The sequence below is a fragment of the Streptosporangium sp. NPDC048886 genome (genome assembly GCF_055586905.1).
In genome coordinates, this window is the sequence record NZ_JBVJHH010000045.1 from 19882 (window position 1) to 37315 (window position 17434).

14 protein-coding genes are annotated in these 17434 nt (G+C 70.2%); 8 read left to right on the forward strand and 6 right to left on the reverse strand.

Going from position 1 to position 17434, the window contains the following annotated elements; all coding sequences use genetic code 11:
• Position 1: 1 nt before the first annotated feature.
• Positions 2-1477, reverse strand: a complete 1476-nt coding sequence (gene zwf / locus ACZ6R6_RS39665) for a glucose-6-phosphate dehydrogenase (RefSeq protein ID WP_470102083.1) — start codon at positions 1475-1477, stop codon at positions 2-4.
• 145 nt (positions 1478-1622) lie between these two features.
• Here zwf and ACZ6R6_RS39670 point away from each other — a divergent pair, with 145 nt between their 5' ends.
• Entirely contained in the window at positions 1623-2792 is a 1170-nt protein-coding gene (locus ACZ6R6_RS39670) for an ROK family protein (protein ID WP_470102084.1), read from the forward strand.
• A gap of 252 nt (positions 2793-3044) precedes the next feature.
• Here the strand turns inward: ACZ6R6_RS39670 and ACZ6R6_RS39675 are convergent, their stop codons facing one another.
• The 3 genes from ACZ6R6_RS39675 to ACZ6R6_RS39685 are packed head-to-tail and all read right to left on the reverse strand — an operon-like array spanning position 3045 to position 4129.
• Positions 3045-3305, reverse strand: coding sequence for a hypothetical protein (locus ACZ6R6_RS39675; protein ID WP_470102085.1), 261 nt, complete (start codon positions 3303-3305; stop codon positions 3045-3047).
• Positions 3306-3352: 47 nt separating this feature from the next.
• Positions 3353-3760, reverse strand: a complete 408-nt coding sequence (locus tag ACZ6R6_RS39680; protein ID WP_470102086.1) for a hypothetical protein — start codon at positions 3758-3760, stop codon at positions 3353-3355.
• A gap of 3 nt (positions 3761-3763) precedes the next feature.
• Positions 3764-4129 (reverse strand): hypothetical protein, encoded by a 366-nt coding sequence (locus ACZ6R6_RS39685; RefSeq protein ID WP_470102087.1) that lies wholly within the window; start codon positions 4127-4129, stop codon positions 3764-3766.
• Between the two features lie 256 nt (positions 4130-4385).
• Here ACZ6R6_RS39685 and ACZ6R6_RS39690 point away from each other — a divergent pair, with 256 nt between their 5' ends.
• Positions 4386-4649 carry a hypothetical protein gene (locus ACZ6R6_RS39690; RefSeq protein WP_470102088.1) on the forward strand — a complete coding sequence of 88 codons (264 nt, stop codon included), beginning with the start codon at positions 4386-4388 and terminating at the stop codon, positions 4647-4649.
• A 121-nt stretch (positions 4650-4770) separates the two neighbouring features.
• On the opposite strand, the gene ACZ6R6_RS39695 is transcribed toward ACZ6R6_RS39690, so the two are convergent.
• A complete protein-coding gene (locus ACZ6R6_RS39695; RefSeq protein WP_306858349.1) occupies positions 4771-4965 on the reverse strand; it encodes a CsbD family protein in 195 nt (64 codons plus the stop codon).
• Positions 4966-5040: 75 nt separating this feature from the next.
• Between ACZ6R6_RS39695 and ACZ6R6_RS39700 the strand changes: the two genes are divergently transcribed.
• The 5 genes from ACZ6R6_RS39700 to ACZ6R6_RS39720 all read left to right on the forward strand — a co-directional run bounded on the left by ACZ6R6_RS39700 (position 5041) and on the right by ACZ6R6_RS39720 (position 7926).
• A complete protein-coding gene (locus ACZ6R6_RS39700; RefSeq protein WP_470102089.1) occupies positions 5041-5265 on the forward strand; it encodes a hypothetical protein in 225 nt (74 codons plus the stop codon).
• Positions 5262-5690 (forward strand): hypothetical protein, encoded by a 429-nt coding sequence (locus ACZ6R6_RS39705; protein WP_470102090.1) that lies wholly within the window; start codon positions 5262-5264, stop codon positions 5688-5690. The genes ACZ6R6_RS39700 and ACZ6R6_RS39705 overlap by 4 nt, the downstream gene beginning before the upstream one ends.
• 33 nt (positions 5691-5723) lie before the next feature.
• Entirely contained in the window at positions 5724-5933 is a 210-nt protein-coding gene (locus ACZ6R6_RS39710; protein ID WP_470102091.1) for a hypothetical protein, read from the forward strand.
• A 95-nt stretch (positions 5934-6028) separates the two neighbouring features.
• A complete protein-coding gene (locus tag ACZ6R6_RS39715) occupies positions 6029-6229 on the forward strand; it encodes a DAK2 domain-containing protein (protein WP_470102134.1) in 201 nt (66 codons plus the stop codon).
• Positions 6226-7926 (forward strand): putative PEP-binding protein, encoded by a 1701-nt coding sequence (locus tag ACZ6R6_RS39720; protein ID WP_470102092.1) that lies wholly within the window; start codon positions 6226-6228, stop codon positions 7924-7926. The genes ACZ6R6_RS39715 and ACZ6R6_RS39720 overlap by 4 nt, the downstream gene beginning before the upstream one ends.
• Positions 7927-8265: 339 nt before the next feature.
• Here ACZ6R6_RS39720 and ACZ6R6_RS39725 read toward each other — a convergent pair whose 3' ends face one another.
• A complete protein-coding gene (locus ACZ6R6_RS39725) occupies positions 8266-11310 on the reverse strand; it encodes an AfsR/SARP family transcriptional regulator (RefSeq protein ID WP_470102093.1) in 3045 nt (1014 codons plus the stop codon).
• A gap of 352 nt (positions 11311-11662) precedes the next feature.
• Between ACZ6R6_RS39725 and ACZ6R6_RS39730 the strand changes: the two genes are divergently transcribed.
• Positions 11663-17377: a LamG-like jellyroll fold domain-containing protein gene (locus ACZ6R6_RS39730; RefSeq protein WP_470102094.1), complete on the forward strand. Its 5715-nt coding sequence runs from the start codon at positions 11663-11665 to the stop codon at positions 17375-17377.
• Positions 17378-17434: the final 57 nt, after the last annotated feature.

Here is a 17434-nt window from a genome sequence, read left to right on the forward strand (position 1 = left end):
CTCACGCGAGATCCTCCTCGTGCCAGAAGCGGCCGCTGCGCAGGACGAGCTCGTGGGCTCCGGCGGGGCCCGGGGAGCCCGCCGGGTACGGCTCGGGCGGGGTGCCCCACGACTCCCACTCCCGCAGGATCGGGTCGATGAAGCGCCAGGCGGCCTCCACCTCGTCGCGCCGCATGAACAGGGTCGGGTTGCCGGTGAGGACGTCCATGAGCAGCCGCTCGTAGGCCTCGGGCACCCGGTTGGTGAAGGTCTCGGCGAAGCTCAGGCTGAGCGGGACCGGCTTGAGCGCCACCTCGCCCGCGCCCGGCTCCTTGGCCATGATGTGCAGCCGGATGCCCTCGCTCGGCTGCAGCCGGAGCACCAGCCGGTTGGGCGCGCTGCCCGGGAAGATCGAGTGGGGCACGTCCTTGAACTGCACCACGATCTCCGAGCACCGGTACGGCATGCGCTTGCCGGTGCGCAGGTAGAACGGCACGCCCGCCCAGCGCCAGTTCTTGACCTCGGCGCGGATCGCGGCGAAGGTCTCCACCTGGCGGGAGGCGTCGGTGGGCGCGGTGTTGTCGGGCTCGTCGAGGTAGCCGGGGACCGGCGCTCCGCCGGACTCTCCCGCGGTGTACTGGCCGCGGACGGTGAAACGGTCCACCTCGCCGCCGGTGATCGGCCGCAGCGACTCCAGGACCTTGACCTTCTCGTCGCGGATGGACTCGCGGTCGTTGCGCGCCGGCGGCTCCATCGCGACCAGGCAGAGCAGCTGGAGCAGGTGGTTCTGGACCATGTCGCGCAGCGCGCCCGCGTGGTCGTAGTAGCCGCGGCGGCCCGGCGTGCCCACGGTCTCGGCGACGGTGATCTGGACGTGGTCGATCCACAGGGAGTTCCAGATCGGCTCCAGGAACGCGTTGGCGAACCGGAGGACGAGCAGGTTCTGGACCGTCTCCTTGCCCAGGTAGTGGTCGATGCGGTAGATCTGCCGCTCGTCGAAGATGGCGCCGACCTCGTCGTTGATGCGCTGTGCGCTGGCCAGGTCGCGGCCGAGCGGCTTCTCCAGCACCACCCGCGAGGCGGGGGTGACCAGCCCGGCCCGGTGCAGCTCACGGCAGAACGGGCCGAACGTCATGGGCGGGCTGGCCAGGTAGAACACCCGGTCCCGCTGCTCGTGCCCGGCGAGCAGGCCGGTGAGCTTCGCCCAGCCGGTCGTGTCCTCGCCGCCGATGTCGATGGAGACGTGGTGCAGGCGGCCGAGGAAGCGCTGCCAGGTCTCCAGGTCGTCCACCGGCACCGAGCCCCGTACCTCGGCGTCCACCTTGCCGCGGAAGTCGGCGTCGTCGAGCCCGCCGCGGGACATCGCGATGATGCGGGTCTCGGGGGACAGGCGCCCGTCGCGGTCGCAGTGGTAGAGGGCGGGGAGCAACTTCCGCATGGAGAGGTCGCCTGTGCCGCCGAAGACGATCAGGTCGGCGGATTGCGGGTTCTCTGACATGGGGGGTGCTCCGTAGTGATCTACCGAAATTGGGGATAGATCGGACACTAGCCACATCTTGCGCTCCACACAAGCGGAGTTTTGTAATTTGAGATGAGAAAGGTCGAAGTTTTCATTTCCTAAGTGGGTGTGATTCACTGGGCCGATGCCTCGACGTCCCGCTGCCGCGCTCGCCACCAGCGGTGAGGTGCTCCGCCTCATCCGCACCGGTGAAGCTGCCACGCGCGCGGACATAGGGCGCGTGACCGGCCTGTCCAGACCCGCCGTCTCCCTGCGCGTCACCGAGCTGCTGGAGCGGGGTCTCGTCGTGGAGGACAGCGAGGGCCCCTCCACCGGGGGCCGGCCCCCCACCCGCCTGGCCTTCAACGCCTCCGGCGGCGTCGTACTGGTCGCCTCCCTGGGCGCGAGCCGCGCGCAGATCGCCGTCTGCGACCTCGCCGGCCGCGAGCTGGAGCGCGAGGGCCTGGCCGTCGACGTGGAGGAGGGCCCGGACGTCGTCCTCCCCCTGGTCATGGACACCTGGGCCAAGCTGCTCGGCGACCGGCCGATCTCCCAACTGCGCGGCGTCGGCCTGGGCGTCCCCGCCACGGTCGAGTTCGCGGCCGGCCGCACCGAGAGCGCCCGCATCATGGCGAGCTGGACCGGCGTCGCCATCCCGCCCATCATCGCCGAGCGCTTCCCCGCCCCCGTCTTCCTCGACAACGACGTCAACGTCATCGCGATCGGCGAGCACCGCGCGGTCTACGCGGGCGAGGCCGACGACCTGCTGTTCATCAAGGTCTCCACCCGGATCGGCTCCGGCGTCATCGCCGGCGGCGAGATCCTGCGCGGCGCGCTGGGCGCGGCCGGGGAGATCGGGCACATCCCGGTCCGCGACGGCGGGGGAGTGCTGTGCCGCTGCGGCAACATCGACTGCGTCGACTCGGTGGCCAGCGGCACCGCGATCCTGCGCGACCTGCGCGCCCGCGGGCACCAGGTGGAGACCCTGGCCGACGTGGTGGGCCTGGTGCGGGCGGGCGACGCCGAGACCATGACCGTGGTCCGCAACGCCGCCCGGATGCTGGGCGAGGTCGTGGCCAGCGCGGTCAACCTGCTCAATCCCGCCGTGGTCGTCCTCGGCGGCGACGTGGCCGAGACCTTCCAGCCCATGGTGTCCGGCGTGCGCGAGGTCGTCCACCGCCGCTCGACCGCCCTGTCCACCCGCAACCTGCGGATCGAACGCAGCCGTCTGGGCCCCGGCGCGGGCATCGTCGGCTGTGCCCACATGGTCCTCGACCACATCCTCTCGCCCGAGGCCGTCGACTCCCTCTCATGACCCGCGCCGGTGACCCGGTCCGCCCGTGATCGGGGTCCACTTGGGGGCGGGGTCCGGCTGGGGCGGGTCCGTCCGTGACCCGGTCCGTCCGTGATCGGGATCCTCTGGGGCGGGTCCGTCCGTGATCGGGGTCCTCTGTGGGGTCGGGTCCGTCCGTGATCCGGGGCCGCCGCGCTCCCGGGGCCGGCGCGGCCGGTCACGCCGGGTCGCGGCCCCGCCGGGGCGGGCCTGCCGAGGCGCCGCCCCGGCTGTTCAGCCCGCTTCCGTGGTGGTGCCCGGATTCCGTGACTGGCGGTGGACCGCCAGGGCGATGTCGACGATCGCGATCACCGCCAGCACGGCCATGGCGATCGTCAGCCACTTGAGGCCGGCCACGAGACCGAGCACGCCGATGGCGATGATCGCTATCAGGGCGAACGATCCCATGCGGATGTGGACCACATCCCGCGGCGTCGCGCGGACCATGGGCTTACCGGTCGCGGATGTCTCCTCCGGCTGTCCTTCGAACGTCATTGTCCCCTCCTCCGATCAGACGCACCCTGTACCCGGATGCCTGCCTGTCATGTCTCTTGTGGTTCGTCATGTGCCTGGTGCACTCTCAGTGCCTCCATGAGTCCTTCGGGATCGGAGACGGTGAGAGTTGCACCGGGATGGGTCAGCAGGCCGCCGGGCAGGAGCGCGGGGACCGGGGTGTGGAAGCGGACGCAGACGCCGCGCCTGGGGTTGGTCCCGAAGGTCACCCCCCGGTCGGCCGGCGAAAGGCGCGGTCCGATGACCTTCCACATCGAGTAAGGGCCGGTCAGGGTGGTGCCGGCGACGTTGGACACCGGCGTGCGCAGCAGCCAGCGCCCGAAACGGACCGTGAGCGTGCCGTTCTCGACGAGGACGGAGGCCCGCTCCGGGGTCACGCCGAGCAGCCGGAGGGGCGCCCGCCACGCCGGCTCGATCGCGAAGTCGAAACGCGGCACCGCTCAGCGCTCCCACGGAGCGGTCTCGCCCATCTTGGCGTAGTACTTGGCCAGGTGGGACTTGATCCGGCCGATGTCCTGCTCCGGCACGTCGACCCCGCCCCGCGCGCCCTGCACGACCGCCGCGGCGGCCATGACGGCACGCGGCACCGCCTTGAGCTCGCCGCCGACCACATCGGCGATCGGCAGCTTGTAGCTCTCGAAGTTGTCGGCATCGTCGCCGTCGTACCAGACGTGCGCGTCACGGTATTTCGCACTGGGCTCCTCCTCGGCCCCCGCCCACCTGCGGACGCGTTTGTCCGCCGCGTCGCCGTCCCAGTGCCGACCCCGGTCGGCGAGAGGCAGATCCTGAAATCGCGTCACCGTCATGGTCCTGCTCCTTTCTCCAGGAGGTCCCGTACCCGGCTGCCCGGCTCCATGCCAGGTGGGCGGCATATTTAGTCTTTTGTCGGGGAGAGGGGGTGGCATGACCGATGACCATGAAGTGAGTGAGAAGACGGCCGGAGGCGTCCCCTCGCAGGAGAGCTCCGCGTCCGCGGACACGCGTGTGGACGAGGAGAGCTCCGTGTCCGCGGACGCGGGGAGGATGGGCGGCGAGAGCTCCTCACCCGCGGACGCTGGGCGCGTGGACGACGAGAGTTCCGCGCCCGCGGCAGGCGCCGGGGGCGCGGAGCCGGCGCCTGCGGCTCCGCGGGGCATCGACGGTGAGAGCCGGGTCGTGGCGGAGAGGTCGGGGGCCGACACCTCCTTCCCCGAGCGCCCGCTCCTGGCCGATCCCGACGACGCCCGCCGTCCCCCGGGCGGTGGCGAGGAGCCCGGCCGGACCGCCGACGCCGGCGAGAAGTCCGGCGGACGCGCCCCCGAACCCGAAGTCGGCCCGGCCTCCTGACCGGCCCCTGAGCGCCGTCCCGCGCCCGCTTCCGCCCCGCCTCCGGAAAGCGCGGGAGCCTCCGGAAAGCGCGCGGCGGAGGCCCCGGAAGCCGGGGTCTCCGCCGAAGGAGCGCTGGGATTCAGCTCTTGAAAGCGTCCTTGACCTTCTTCATGCCCTCCTTCGCCTTCTCCCCCGCCTGCTTGAGGTGGCTCTCGGACTGGTCGGCCCTGCCCTCGGCCTCCAGGCGCTCGTCACCGGTGGCGCGGCCGGCGCCCTCCTTGATCTTGCCGCCGATTTCCTCGGCCTTGTTGGAGATCTTGTCGTCGGCACCCATGGTGTGGTTCCTCCCCTTAAGTGGAGTTTCCCTCCACGCAGTGATACCTACTTTCCGAGGTGGCACCGGATAAACATGCCTGGCACAAGCGGCGGCCGCCCCGCCTGCGGGTCCGTGGAGGCGGGTGGCCGCCTGGCGGGCACCGCCGATCTCGGCGCGCTCGCCGCGGCCGCCGAATCCATCCGCAACGGCACCCGGCTCGCCTGGGCGATGGACCGGTCGGGGCCGCTCGCCGAGGCGCTCCGCCGGGACCTGCGGCCCCTGCTCGACCCCTACCGCGTCATCAAGGAGGAACGGTGAGTGGTGGACAGGTGGCCATGGTGGCCGGAGCGACCCGGGGCGGCGACCCGTTGACCGCGTGGGACAGGCCCCGGTGGGAGCAGTCGCTCCAGGACGGCCTGCGGCTGCAGCGCCAGGCCGTGCACACCCTCATCATCACCAGCTGGCACGCACTGCCGCTGATGGTCACCCGGGGCCGGGGCCGGGGCCGGGGTCTGGTCGTGGAGGTCGCCGACGGGCTGGCCGACCACGGCTACCGGGGCACCTTCTTCTACGACCTGGTCAAGTCCAGCCTTCTACGACCTGGTCAAGTCCAGCGTGATCCGGATCGCCCAGGCGCAGGCCGCCGACCTGAAGCCGTACGGCGTGACGGCACTCGCCCTCACCCGGGCTTCCTCCGCTCGGAGGCGATGCTCGACCACTTCGGAGTGACCGAGGCCACCTGACGCGACGGGGTCGCCAAGGACCCCTGCTTCGCCATGTCGGAGACTCCCGCCCACCTGGGGCGCGCGGTCGCCGCTCTCGCCGCCGATCCCGACGTGCACCGCTGGAACGGCAGGTCGCTGGCCACCTGGGAGCTGGTCAAGGAGTACGGCTTCGCCGACGCCGACGGCTCCCGCCCCGACTGGGGCCGTTACTTCGCCGACTCTCAGCGCGGCACGGCGGGCGACCCGCAGGACTACCGGTAGTCACGCGTGCCGCCGGCGCGGGGCGGTGCTCGCCGGGGTGGTCTACGAGTACGTCCTCAACACGCGCCGGGCGGCGCGGACCGCCGGACAAGGCGCTGCGCAACGGGGCCGACCTGGCCGCGGCGGCCCTGGCCGCCACCGACAGCGCCGAGGAGGGCATGCGCGCGACGATCCCCATGGTCGCCCGTAAGGGGCGCGCCTCCTACCTGGGCCCCCGCAGTCAGGGACACCAGGACCCCGGCGCCACCTCCACCGTGCTGATCTTCCACGCCCTCGCCGAGGCGGTGAACAGATGACCGTGGACCAGGCGGAGTTCACCGGTCAGCCGGCCTCACCGGGCCTCGCGCTGGGACTGGCCCACCGCACCGACCGCCCGCGGCCCGTCCCGGCGGCGGGAGGGGACGGCGGCGATCCCGCGCGGCGTGTCGCCGAGGCGTTCGACGCCGTCGCCGAGCGGCTGGGCGGCCTGGCGGCGGCCCTGCGCGACCGCGGCCGGCCCGAGCAGGCCGACATCATGGAGGTCACCGGCCAGATCGCCCGCGACGGCGATCTGCGCGCCGCCGCGATCCAGCGTGCGGTCGAGGGCGCGCCCGTGGCCGCCGCGATCCACGAGGCCGTCAGCCACTACGCCGCCATGATCGCCTCCCTGGGGGACCCGACGCTCGCCGAACGCGCCGCCGACGTCCGCCAGGTCGGAAAGCGCGCTCTCGACTGGCTCGACGGCACCGACCTCTCCGGCGGTGCCGTACCGGACGGCCCGCTCGTCCTCATCGCCGGGGAGATCGGCGCGGCCGACCTCCTGGAGGCCGAGTCTCCGATCGTCGCGGCCCTGTCGGTGACCGGGGGACCCAACTCGCACGCCGCCATCGTCGCCCGGTCCCTGTCCATCCCCCTGCTCACCGGCGTCGACCCCGCCCTGCTGGACGTGGCCGACGGCGTGGAGCTGCTCGTCGACGGGGGGCGGGGCACCGCCCGCCCCCGCCCGGCGGCCCTCGACCGCGAAGCCGCGCTCGCCGAGATGGCGCGGGCCCGGGACCGGCGGACCGTTCACGCCGCCGAGCGGGCGCTGCCCTGCCGGACGCTGGACGGGCATCCGGTCGTCCTGCGCGCCAACATCGCCACCGCCGAGGAGGCGCGCGCGGCGCTGGCATCGGGCGCAGACGGCGTGGGGCTGCTCCGTACCGAGCTGCCGTTCCTGGAGGCGGCGAGCTGGCCGACGCAGGCCATGCACAGCGTCGCGCTCAGCCCGATCATGCGCGAACTCGTCGGCGGACCCGTCACCGTGCGCACCCTTGACTTCGCCGACGACAAACTCCCGCCGTTCCTCACCGCGGGGCGTGCGGGGCAGCGCCTGGGGCGCGGCCTGCCGCTCATGCTCGCCGAGCCGGCCGCGTTCGCCGACCAGTTCCGCGCCGTCCTCAGCGTCGCCCCAGCCTGCGCCGGCCTGCGCCTGATGATCCCCATGGTCGCCGACCTCGCCGAGTTCCGGGCCTGCCGAGACCTGCTGGAGGCCGCCGCCGCCGCGCTCGGCGTCCCCGCCCCGCCGCTCGGAGCCGTGATCGAGCTCCCCGAGGCCGTCGCCGCCGCCGGTCCGCTCGCCGCGGAGGCAGCCTTCCTCTCCATCGGCAGCAATGACCTGACCGGGCAGATCCTCGGCCTCGACCGCCGCGATCCGGCGGCCACCCCGATGATGACCGCTCATCCCCGCGTCCTGGCCGCCGTCGCCGAGGTCGTCCGCGCCGCCCACGACCACGGCCGGCAGGTCTCGGTCTGCGGGGACGCCGCCGCGGACCCCACGGTCATGCCACCGCTGGTCGGCCTGGGCTGCGACGTCCTGTCCGTCTCCCCGGCGGCACTCGACGAGATCCGCTACCGCATCCGCCGGCTCCGCCACGACGACTGCCGTGACCTGGCCACCGCCGCCCTGCGCTGTGACAGCGCCGAGCAGGTCTGGGACCTCGTCCGGCGGAGGCTTCCCGCCCTCCCGGCCTGACCGTGATGAGGTATCCGTCAAGCGGGCCGGTCTCGCCCCGTCGTCCACCGGGAGCAGGACGGCGTCCGTCCACCAGGAGCGGGACGGCGTCGCGCTTCACCGAGGACGGGCGGCCGCGGGGGTGCCGCCGGGCCGCTCGACCGGACCGCCCTGGAACGCCGTCCTCTGGGACGCCGTCCTCTGGAGCGCCTGGGCCGCCCGTTCGACATGGTGCGCGCTCCCGGTGGCAACGGTGCGCGCTCCCGGTGGCAGGAGCGGCCGGCCCGCCGACTCCCGGCGCACATGGTGGGCGCCCCGCGGAGGCGCCGGTGATCGCTCGCGGTGCCGGAGGCCGTCTCCTCATGCCAGGCCGGTGGCGCGCATCCGCCCGGCGATGACTCCGGCCTCGGGAATGCCCATGGGCGCCAAGATGTCGAGTGCCGTCCGCCAGTGCTTCTCGGCGTCGTCGGTCCTCTCCAGGGCGTGCAGGGCGTTGCCGAGGCCCGCGTACGCGAACCCTCGCTGGTAGACGTCGTCCGCCTCGTCGGCGTGGACCACAGCTGCCTGGTAGTGCTCCAGGGCGGCCTGGCCGTCCCCGCTCGCCAGGTAGGTCTCCCCGAGGCTGCTGAGCAGTTCACCCTCCAGCGGCCGGCTCCCCAGCGTTCTCGCGAGAGCGAGCGCTTTTCCGTGGTGCTCGAAGGCCTCCGGATAGAACCCCTGGTGGCGCAGGGCCACGGCGATGCCGTTGAGCACGTCGACCTCGATGCGGAGGTTGCCCTGGCTCTGCCCCAGGGGGAGAGCCTTCTCGAAACAGGCCAGAGCCGCCGTCGGATCGCCCAGCTTCGTGTGGACGGTGCCCATCTGGACGAAACAGTAGGCCTCGTCGTACTCCCTGTCCTGTTCCCGCCAGTAGTCGTAGCACTTCGTCAGGGCCTCAAGCGCCTCCTCGTAACGCCCTACCACGTGGTAACTGATCGCCAGGTTGTCCAACGCCGCGAACTCGCCCGTACGATCCCCGAGTTCGCGGCTCAAGGCGAGGCACTGCTCGCCGACCTCGATCGCCCTGACGGGGTGTCCGGCCAGCTGCAGGGCGTAGCTCACGTGGCGCAGCCCTTTCGCCTCGCCCTTCCGATCCTTGACGGCGCGCCAGATGTCCAGGGCCTGCTGCTGGTGGCTCAGATGCTCGGCGTTCCTGCCGGTGAACATCTTGGCGTAGCCCAGGTCGCTCAGGATCTCGGCCTCACCGTGCCGATGACCGATCCGCCGGGCGGAGGACAACCCGACCTCGCCTGTCATGAACAGATCGTCGAAGTGGTTCTTCGCATAGAAGAACCACGACAACAGGCTCGCGATCTGCCACGCGTGGGTGTGCCGCCCCCGCTCCGCGGCGTGGACGATCACGGCTGTGAGAACGTGGTGCTCCCGTTCCAGCCAGGCCATCGCCTCCTCGAAACCGGGCAGGTCTCCTACCCCGTCCACCGGAGTGATCGTCATCAGTCCGGTGTCGCCGGTGGACAGGTGCTCCATGGCTTTCAGGACCGCGTACTGGTACCAGTCGAGCATCCTCCCCAGAGCACCGTCACGGTCCGCCGCGGTGTCGTCGTTCTCGGTGCGCTCCTCCGCGTAGACGCGTACGAGGTCGTGCATCGACAGCCGCTGATCGTCGTCCCGCTGAAGCAGGTGCGCGTGGACCAGAGCCTCGACGGCCGTGGCCGTGTCCTCGGCGGACATGGCGGTGAGGGCGGCCACGGCGTCGAGACCGATGTCCGGCCCCGGGTGCGCGCCGAGCAGCCGGAGCGTCCGCCGTGCCGGTTCCGGGAGGTTCCGGTAGGACAGCTCCAGAGCGGAGCGGACCCCGATGCCCGGATCCTCTTCGAGCTCCAGGACGGTCAGCCGGTTCTCGTGCCGCAGTTTGGCGGTGAAGTCGCCGATCCGTGATTCGGGCTGTCCCGCCAGCTGCGCTGCGGCCAGCCGCAGCGCCAGGGGCAGATATCCGCACAGCCGGGCCAGCTCGGCGATCGGATCCGCCTCGTGATCCGTCCCGTTCCGGCCCAGGAGCTTGTTGAGCAGCGCGACGGCCTCATCGGCCGGCAACACGTCGAGGACGATGCTGCGGACATCATGGGTGACGGAGAGCCCGCGCAGGGAGTCCCGGCTGGTGATGACGGTCCTGGAGGGTGAGGAGCCGGGCAGCAGAGGGCGGACCTGCGCCGGCGTGGCGGCGTTGTCCAGGACGATGAGCATCCGCCTGTGCGCCAGCAGCGACCGGTAGAGGGCCGCCCGCTCGTCGACGTCGTGCGGGATCTCGTCGTCGACCACGCCGAGTCCGCGGAGGAGCTGGTCCAGCGCCTGCGCCCCCGTGGTGGCCCGTCCCTGCGAGTAGCCGTGCAGGTTGACATAGAGCTGGCCGTCCGGGAACCGGCCGGCCACCCGGTGCCCCCAGTGCGTCGCCAGGGCGGTCTTACCGACTCCGGCGGTGCCCGCGATGGCCGAGATCACCACGGTCGCCGTGCTCTCCTCCTCCGACAGCAGCAGGTCCAGCTGGCGCAGCTTCTCCCCGCGCCCGGTGAAACGCGTGACGTCGGCGGGCAGCTGCCGGGGCACGCGCGGCGCGGGAGCGGCGGGTGCCAGGCCCGCCGTGGCAGATGCCTGCTCCGCGATGGCCGCGCCGGAGGCCCGCTCTCCGGACAGGATCCTCTGGTGGATCCGGGTGAGCTCCTCACCGGGGTCCACTCCGAGCTCGTCACGGAAGTGCCGGCGGCCGATCCGGAACTCCTCGAGCGCCTCCGCCGTACGGCCGGCACGGTGGAGCGCGCGCATCAGCTGACCGCGCAGCTCCTCGTTGAGCGGATGCTCGGTGACCAGCAGGCGCAGCTCGCCGATCAGCTCCGGGTGACGCCCCAGGGAGAGGTCGGCCTCGATGCGGCCGATGAGCGCGGCCAAGCGCCGCTCCTCCAGGGCCGCCCCCTCCGTCGCCTGCAGCTCGGGGTGGGTGCCGCCGAGCGCGGGGCCACGCCACAGGGACAGCGCGGCGTGGAATCTCTCCGAGGCCTGGGCGGCGTCACCCGCCGACAGGGCGGAGCGGGCCAGCGCCGTCTCGGTGGCGAAGACGTCGAGATCGGAGGCCCCCGGCGGCAGGCGCAGCGAGTAGCCGGTGGGCGTGCTCACCACGGCGTCGCCGTCGGTGAGCAGGCGCCGCAGTGACCACAGGTGGTTGTGCAGCAACCGGCGTCCGGTGGCCGGGACCTTCGCCCCCCACAACGCCGTCAGGAGCCGGTCGTGGGGGACCACCCGGCCGGCCTGCAGGACCAGGACGGCCAGCAGGGTCCGCTGTTTCAGCCCGACGATCGCGGTCGGCCGCCCGTCACGCCATACGTCGACCGGACCGAGAACGCGGATCTCCATTCCAACCCCCGATGAGTCGTGGCCACCATGGAGCGGTGCCTGCCGGTCAACCCGTGAATGTTTACGGTCGCCCACCTTCCCACCTGGGATTTCCCGCGAGAAACAGGGGCGGAAAACCGGATACGAAGATCGCGACATTCTATTCGACAAGATCGCGACATTTTATCCGACAAGATCAACAGCACCAACAGTGATGCTTGGGGCGATCATGTCCGGCCGGATGCTCCCGTTTCCTGAAATCCGGCCGGTCCCCCCTAATCGCTGGAGGTAATCGGTGGGGTTCCCCTTACCGAATCGCCCTTCCACGCCGCCGCCACGGCGTGGACCGTCCAGACGGATCACCCCCACGGTCGTGACCGTCTCCGCGCTGGCCGCCTCACTCCTGGTGGCCGGCGGCCCCACACCCGCACAGGCCGACCCGGAGCCCGGCACCCCGGCCGCTCCCACAGTGACGGAGTTCCCCCGCCCGGCCGACCCCGACGCGCCGCTGAGGGCCGCGATCGCGGAGGCCAAGAAGCAGGACAGGCCGGTGGCGGTCGAGACGGCCTACACCGAGGGGTCACGCACCTGGGCCTATCCCGACGGGCACCTGACGACGCAGTCGTATGCCGGTCCCGCCCAGCTCAAGCAGGCCGACGGGTCATGGCAGTGGATCGACACCACCCTGGTGGAGCAGGACGGGGTCCTGAGGCCCAAGCTGGCCAAGGCGGAGGTCGAATTCTCCGCAGGCGGTGCGGACCGTCCTTTCGCGTCCATGGAACGCGGTGACGGGCAGAAGGTCTCGTTCAACTGGCCGACCGCACTCCCCAAGCCGACCGTCAAAGGAAACGTCGCGACCTTCGCCGACGCGGCGGGTCGCGGAGCGGATCTCGTCGTCACGGCCCTGCCCGCAGGGTTCCGGCATGACGTGGTGCTGCGGGAGCAGCCCAAGGGGCCGGTGGAGTTCCGCATCCCGGTCGAGACGGACGGGCTCACCTTCGCCGAGGGCAAGAAGGGCGGACTGCGCCTCACCGACGCCAAGGGCAAGCAGGTCGCCTCGGCCGTCGAGCCGGTGGTGGTCGATGCCGGTCCCACCCCCGTCGAAGCCAGGACCACCGGCGCGGCCCCGCCGCGCACCGGAAAGATCGACACGCGGGTGGTGGAGGAGAAGGGCAAGCAGGTACTGGTTCTCACTCCGGACCCGGCGTTCCTCGCTGATCCGGCGACCAGGTATCCGGTCACGGTGGACCCCACCACCTCGCTGACCCTGCAGAGCGACCTGGTCGTGAGCAACCACGGCACCTACGACACTTCGCCGGCCTCGGAAAGGCTGATGGCGAGCGTCGAACGCACCTACTCCGACGGACACCTCACCTACAGCCACTCGCTGCTGAAGTTCGACACCGCACCGCTGACGGGCAGGTCCGTCGGCAGCGCCAGGCTGGACCTGTACGCGGACCAGCTTGTGGGCTGCCGCTGGTACGGGCCCGGCGGGATCGAGGCCAAGCGGGTGACCTCAGCCTGGTCGTCAACCGGGGTGGGCTGGAGCAACCAGCCGTCCGTGACCAGCTTCGGGTCGTCCGTCCAGCTCTGCCCGGAAACGTCGTCGGTCGACGACAACGGCAACTGGATCCCGAAGACCTTCACCTGGAGTGTCACCGCGATGGCCCAGGCGTGGGCCTCCGGCCAGCCCAACGAAGGCATCCGGCTGTCGGCCAAGGGCACGACGGACCCCTCCCAGAACTCAGGGTGGTGGGTCTACTTCCACTCGGCGGAGAAGGTCGGGGGCACCAAGCCGAAGCTGACCGTGTCCTACTTCTTGCCGCCGGAGATCCCCACGGTCACCGCCGAGTCGATCGACTCCATGGACGGCAACGACGCGATCGCCCGCAACGCCAGCGTCAAGGTCGGCTTCAAGTCCAGCGTGCCCGAGACCGCGAACCTGGACTACACCGTCACGGTCAACGACTCCACCATGGTCCCCCCGCCCGCACTGCCGACCGGGCATGTGGCGCACTGGAAGTTCGACGAGCCCGACGGAGCCACATCCGCGGCCGACGCCGGCGGCAACGGCCACACCGCCGCCCTCCGCGGAGGCAGCACGGACGCCACCACCGGACGGGTCGACGGAGCCCTTCTGCTGAACAAGGCGCAGTCCGGCAGCGGCGCTTTCGACTCCTACGCCGTGACCGGCGGTCCCGTGCTGCACACCAATTCCAGCTTCACCATCAGCACGTGGGTCCGGCTGAACGAGAGCGACGACATCCAGAGCCTCGCAAGCCAGGACGGCGAGAACGTGTCGGGGATCAACCTGTACTACCTCGGCAACAGCTGGCAGAAATGGCGACTGGAGGCGGCCAACCAGGACGCGTCGGGCTACGGCGGCGTGTGGGTCGACTCCACCAAGCTGACCAAGGCCGACTCCTGGACGCACCTGGCCGCCATGTACGACGCGAGCGCGGGCAAGCTGCGCATCTATGTCGACGGGGCGCTGGCGGGAGAGACGGACCACCAGATCGCCTGGGACGCCCGCGGCCCCTTCCGCATCGGTAACTCCAAGTCCGGCGTCCTCCCCCTCAAGGGTGCGGTGGACGACATGCGGGTCTACAACCGTGCCCTGACCGCGAAGGAGATCAAGAATCTTTACGGGGAAGTAGCCGCCACGAGCTACAACGCCAAACCCTCGGGTCAGGTAATCGAGCAGACTTTCCAGCTCGACAACCCGGCCAGCTTCAAGTTCGTCGTCAGAGCATGCCGCAGCGGGGTCACCCCTCCGTCCTGCAACGAGAGCCCCGCCTACCGCATCACCTCGGATGCCCCGTTCCTGCCGACCGACACTGAGACCGGCATGGCCGACCCGACCCAGCCGATCCTGTCGGGCATGGTCAACCGCCCCTCCGGCGGCTCAGTGACTGCCAAGTACTTCCTCTATGACAGCGGCGGTTTCCCGGTCGGCTCCAGTCCACTGGGCCAACGCACCGTCAACGGCGGCGAACGAGCGTCGTTCCAGGTTCCAGGGAACACCGTCCAAGCAGGACGTGCCTATACCTGGCAGATGCTCGCGTGCGTCGGCCCCCAGAGCACCACCCCCACTCCGACCCCGACTCCAACCCCCACGCCGACTCCGACCCCGACTCCCACCTTGGACCCGTCGCAGAAGGCACGCTGGGCCTTCGACGAGGGCAGCGGCACCGTCGCGGCCGATTCCTCCGGCAACGGCCGTACGGCCACGCTGAACGCGGCATCCTGGGGAACGGGCAAGAGCCAGGGCGGCCTGACACTGAGCGGAGCCTCAAGCTACGCGGTCACCAACGGGCCGGCGGTGCACACCAACGCCGACTACACCGTCAGCGCGTGGGCCCGCCTGGACGCCACCACCCGCGAAGACGCTGTGGTCAGCCAGGACGGCGCGGTCAACAGCGCTTTCAAGCTCGCCTACTCCTCCGGTGACAAGAAATGGCGGCTGGTCGCCTACCAGTCCGACACCACCAACGCCGCACCGGTACGGGCCCTGTCCACCCAGAACGCGGTGGCCGGCCAGTGGACCCACCTGGTCGGTGTCCACGACGCCACCGCCAAGAAGATCCGTCTGTACGTGGACGGCGTGCTGAACGCCGAGGTGGCCTACACCGGCACCTGGGACGCGACCGGCAACGTCCAGATCGGCCGCACCAAGGTCAACGGCGCCCACAACAGCTACCTCAAGGGCACCGTCGACGACATCCGCCTCTACCAGAAGTCCCTGACCGCGGAGGAGATCACCGCCCTCCACAACGGCGCGGCCCAGACCGCCACGGCCCAGGCGCCCACCGCCGGAGCCCAGGCCACCACCGAAACCGGTGGAGAGGTCTGCACCGCCAAGACCGCCCCGGTCAGCTTCACCGTCCCCGGCACCCCGAGCGAGCCGCCCGCCGAAGACGTCCGGCACCTGACCCTGCTGAAGGACAACTTCGTCATCAAGGCGGCGAAGACCGACCCCACCGCCTGCGACGGCAACCCCTGCACGGTGACCGACGCGACCACCATGCAGATCGGCGGGACAGGCACCGACAAGACCGCCGCCGTCATCGGATTCAAGCTCGACGAACTCCCCGACGGCGCTATGGTGTCGGAGGGCATCCTTAAGCTCGGCACCCCAACATGCCCGACAGGCACCTGCCCTGCGGACGCGGTCATCATCGCAACTCCGCTCAAGAGTCCGGTGACAAGCGAGTCGAAGGGGCCGGACCTGGCGGGCGACGCCGACCCGGAGGCGACGCCGTACTCGCTACCGTTGTCCGGCCCCCAGGTCGACATCGCTGGAAGCGAATACCAGTGGCTGCTGCTCACATCCAACAAGGACGAGATCATCACCTTCGCGGATACGACGGCTACCGAACAGCCCTCGCTCGCGCTCACCTACCTGCCCGCCGGACCACCGAGCAAGGTGCTCAACCTGAATGCTTCCGGTGGTGACGCCAGCGCTATCGCCAGTTGGGGCTTGCCGGAATCCAACGGCGGCATGGCATTGCTGGACGGCTATGACGTCGAAGTGGTCGACAACGGCGGTACCGTCGTCAAGACGGCGGAGGTCAAGGACCCGTGGGTGGCGGTCAGCGGCCTGGCCAACGGTGTCACCTACACCATCAAGGTACGGGCTAAGAGCGCATTCGGCGTCAGCGACTGGGAAGCAGCCACCACCACGACCAAGGCGGTCCCACCGCCTCCGGTACCGAGTCCGACGACGGCGTGCGTCCCCTTCCTTGACACACCGCCTTCGGCTGTGAAGAACGTGTCGGCCCCGGGATCGGGAGCACAGGAGTACATCGACCGTATCCAGGCCTATTATCAGGCACAAGACGCCGTCCTCGAGGGCCGAGCCACCACCATCTGGGACGTCCCCGGCGTCACGGCGAGCGCACCCAGCACGGCCAAGCTGTCGCTGCTGAACGCTGCTCTCGTGCAGGAGCGAGAGGCGCTGGCGCAGGATGGCAAACTCAGGTCCGGCTCATCTGTGCAGCTGGCCAATACGGTTGTGCAGGCGGTGCCGGACGGCAGCGTCCGTGTCACCGCCGAGGTCAAGCGCACCTGGACGGAAACGGGCGGATCCATGCTCGACGCTGCTCGGACTCGATCTACTGCGGGCACGGCGGGGACGATCGAACCCAGCGAGGCGAGCATTTCGATCTTCGTGTTCGACCGCTGCGGCAATGTCACCATCATCGACGTCCCGTTGGAGGTAAACGAGGACCCCACTGACCATGCGGACCGGGCCGCCGGCGGTGCCGCCGTTCCTCCGCCGTGTGACACCCGAACGTCTGGCTGCAAGTCGACAACGGAAGAGCGGACTTCATGTTGGACTGCCGACCAACGCCTGTACTGCGAGATGCGGCAACAGCTTGGCCGGAAGAACTGGTGGCTTCTCACCTCGGGATACGCCGAGTGGGGGCCTCACGAAGGTATAGGCGCAGGCTGTCCTCGGGAGTGCGACGAGTTCCCGGAGCACCGTTGGAAGATCAATAGATTCCACAGCTTCATGCACGTATATCCCGCCAACGGCCAGAAGGAGCTGAAAACCTCATTCGGCCGTGCCTTCTCTAAGGCGCTCTATGCCAACTCCGCTAAGCAGGGCGGTATGGAGCACCGCTCGAAAGGCTGCTTCCGGAAGCAGACCATCAAGGGCGAGATCAAGGGAACGATAGGGTTGATGTGGGAGCAGCTCGGGGTCTCGGGCGAAAAGACTGTGAGCGGTGAGATCGCCGAAGGCTGCACCAAGGACCTCCTGCTGAAGAACGACGACCCCAACAACCCGATGAAAATCTCGGACGCGACCGGAAACGTCCAGGCGAGATGTACCGTCCCGGTCTTCGGCGAGTGCGGGATCGAAAGATATACCCATCACTTCACCGCCAAGATATGGGCATACTTCAACGTGAAGACCACCGATCCGAAGACCAAGAAGACATCCACCAAGAAGTACTCGGTGAAGGCCAACCACTCGACGGACTGTTACGTGTCGCGCTACCGCAAGAGCCCTAACGAGGTAGTGTCGCGTCCGCTGAAGTGCGAACCCGTGATTCAGAAACTCGTCGCGGGAACGCTGGATTAAGTCGGAGCGTTCCTGTTATGCGGCGGCAGGGTGTTTTTGCGACACATCCTGCCGCCG

Coding starts and splice junctions, on each gene's coding strand:
- ACZ6R6_RS39670 (WP_470102084.1), top strand. CDS start 1,623: ATGCCTCGACGTCCCGCTGCCGCGCTCGCCACCAGCGGTGAGGTGCTC.
- ACZ6R6_RS39675 (WP_470102085.1), bottom strand. CDS start 3,305: ATGACGTTCGAAGGACAGCCGGAGGAGACATCCGCGACCGGTAAGCCC.
- ACZ6R6_RS39725 (WP_470102093.1), bottom strand. CDS start 11,310: ATGGAGATCCGCGTTCTCGGTCCGGTCGACGTATGGCGTGACGGGCGG.
- ACZ6R6_RS39710 (WP_470102091.1), top strand. CDS start 5,724: ATGTCGGAGACTCCCGCCCACCTGGGGCGCGCGGTCGCCGCTCTCGCC.
- ACZ6R6_RS39685 (WP_470102087.1), bottom strand. CDS start 4,129: ATGACGGTGACGCGATTTCAGGATCTGCCTCTCGCCGACCGGGGTCGG.
- ACZ6R6_RS39695 (WP_306858349.1), bottom strand. CDS start 4,965: ATGGGTGCCGACGACAAGATCTCCAACAAGGCCGAGGAAATCGGCGGC.
- zwf (WP_470102083.1), bottom strand. CDS start 1,477: ATGTCAGAGAACCCGCAATCCGCCGACCTGATCGTCTTCGGCGGCACA.
- ACZ6R6_RS39720 (WP_470102092.1), top strand. CDS start 6,226: ATGACCGTGGACCAGGCGGAGTTCACCGGTCAGCCGGCCTCACCGGGC.
- ACZ6R6_RS39700 (WP_470102089.1), top strand. CDS start 5,041: ATGCCTGGCACAAGCGGCGGCCGCCCCGCCTGCGGGTCCGTGGAGGCG.